This window comes from Xenorhabdus lircayensis (assembly GCF_016306625.1).
GTDB classification, from domain to species: Bacteria; Pseudomonadota; Gammaproteobacteria; order Enterobacterales; family Enterobacteriaceae; genus Xenorhabdus; species Xenorhabdus lircayensis.
In genome coordinates this window covers 1-2,215 of record NZ_JACOII010000032.1, presented here as the reverse complement: position 1 = coordinate 2,215, position 2,215 = coordinate 1, and the positions used below count along the sequence as shown (strand labels likewise).

Genomic DNA, 2,215 nt, shown 5'->3' with positions numbered 1-2,215 from the left:
ATTTGCTATCACTCCAGATTTTAATGATGGGGGACGCAGATTTCAGATAACCATCAACTTCGGTGGTGTTGCCCGTTGTCCAGACTGTATAGTCTTCCCAAACCTTCCCACCAATAAATCTGACAATCCGCATGGCATTTGAACCAAAATTAGGGAATATCAGATATTGCTGGTTTTCAGCATTCCAGCGCAGTTTTATAAATGATCCCCACTGTTCTTTTTTATCTGAATCTGGCGTATATCCATAAAATCCACTGGGCTGATCGCCGCCTACATGCCACAAGTAAGGGACATAATTTGTATTAACCAACTCATTGGACCCAATCCCATAATCCCTAACTTTCAGTGCATCTCCTAAACCAATATTCCGCACAAACGCCGCTTTATCCTGAATATCCGCCCCGTTCCGGCCCCTGTCCAATTTCCTGTCCATCTCCGCCTGCAATGCCCGGATCGATTGCAGCGCCACCGTCTGGCCATTCGGCAAAGTCACATTCACCACGCCATTCTGGGACATCCACTTGTCCATGTTCTGGAGGAAATTGACGATATAACTGCTGTTGGCCACTATATGCCGCACACCATCCGAAATGGAATCGGGCGCCGTGGTCTGAATCTGGTAGGTGACATTATTCAGGGTCGCGCTGACATTATCGGCCAGCACCAGTTCGGTATCCGAGTTCACCGCCTGAATCATGTGTAACAGATTACCGCTGCCGGACTGGATTAACATCAGCTGTGCCGGGGCAACGCCGTTAATGTTGCTTTTAAAGCGGGTGCCGGTTCCCCTGACCATAGCCGAGCCGGACACGGTAGAAATAGTGCCTTGTGCATAAAGCATAATGTATTCCTGAGAAGAAAAAGAAATGAAGGAAATTAATCGTAGAGGGCGCAGTCGATATAGGGACTGGTCAACTCCCACAGGATGTTATCGACAATCCAGTTTGTTTCTGTATCTACGGCACGAATCAATATTTGGGTATTTTGCCCGTCAAAGGCCGTTGAAAATGACGTATCACTTGTATTAGTCTCGACGTGATCTGACAATTAGCCCTTGCAAGGTTGAGAGTTACCGGTTTTGATAAAGGTGTCCAAACTTCATACAAAACACGAGGTAACTCTCATGCTTTATACTAACAATCCCATTATCAAACACAAAGTCGGTTTGCTCAATTTAGCGGAAGAACTCGGCAATGTTTCAAAAGCCTGTAAAATAATGGGTGTATCACGTGATACCTTTTATCGCTAGAAGGCGGTATCGATAACCTTATCAAGTCCCTAACCTGAAAAACAGGGCAGATGAAGCGACAGAACGTGCCGTGGTTGAACATGCGGTTGAGTTTCCGGCACATGGGCAGCACAGAACCAGTAACGAGTTACGTCAAAAAGGCGTCTTTATCTCCGGGAGTGGCGTCCGCTCTATCTGGTTAAGGAACAACCTTGAAAACTTCGGGAAACGACTCAAGGCGCTTGAAGCCAAAGTGGCTCAAGAAGGGATTACGCTCAATGACGCACGAATCGCCGCCTTAGAGAAAAAAGCCCATGATGACGAAGCTTGCGGGGAAATAGAAACGGCCCACCCGGGCTATCTCGGCTCGCAAGACACGTTCTACGTCGGCAATCTCAAAGGTGTCGGGCGTATTTACCAACAAACGTTCGTAGACACTTACTCGAAAGTGGTGCATTGTAAACTGTACACCAGTAAAACGCCGATCACGGCAGCAGACCTGCTCAATGACCGCGTATTGCCCTTCTATGAAGCACAACGGCTTCCTATGCTGAGAATACTCACTGACCGGGGAACCGAGTTCTGTGGCCGTATAGAGCATCATGATTATCAACTTTATTTGGCCATTAATGACATCGACCATACGAAAACCAAGGCGATGTCCCCGCAAACAAATGGTATCTGTGAACGCTTCCATAAAACGATTTTACAAGAGTTTTATCAGGTGACGTTCCGCAAGAAACTTTACAGTGAGCTGGACAGTCTTCAAACGGATCTCGACAACTGGCTGTGGTACTACAATAATGAGAGAACGCATCAAGGAAAAATGTGCTGTGGGCGAACACCAATGGAAACGTTACTGGATGGAAAACGCATCTGGGCAGAAAAAAACCTGAACCAGATTTAACCTGACAGACACCTGTATAAATAACCGGTAACTGTCAGGTCAGGTCTGAGCTAGTACAAAGGCCAGAAACGCGACCTGAT

At 46.9% G+C, this 2,215-nt stretch carries 1 protein-coding gene and 2 pseudogenes; 1 reads left to right on the top strand and 2 read right to left on the bottom strand.

The genetic code is table 11. The features are described from left to right. Positions 1 to 841: pseudogene (locus H8A87_RS08245) on the bottom strand (hypothetical protein); the annotation flags it as partial. Between the two features lie 35 nt (positions 842 to 876). Further along, the gene (locus H8A87_RS08240) at positions 877 to 1,047 is read right to left on the bottom strand and encodes a hypothetical protein (RefSeq protein ID WP_198689499.1); all 171 of its coding nucleotides are present in this window, start codon (positions 1,045 to 1,047) and stop codon (positions 877 to 879) included. Between the two features lie 76 nt (positions 1,048 to 1,123). On the opposite strand from H8A87_RS08240, the pseudogene H8A87_RS08235 reads away from it, so the two are divergent. Then, positions 1,124 to 2,135, top strand: a pseudogene (locus H8A87_RS08235) (IS481 family transposase). Positions 2,136 to 2,215 lie beyond the last annotated feature (80 nt).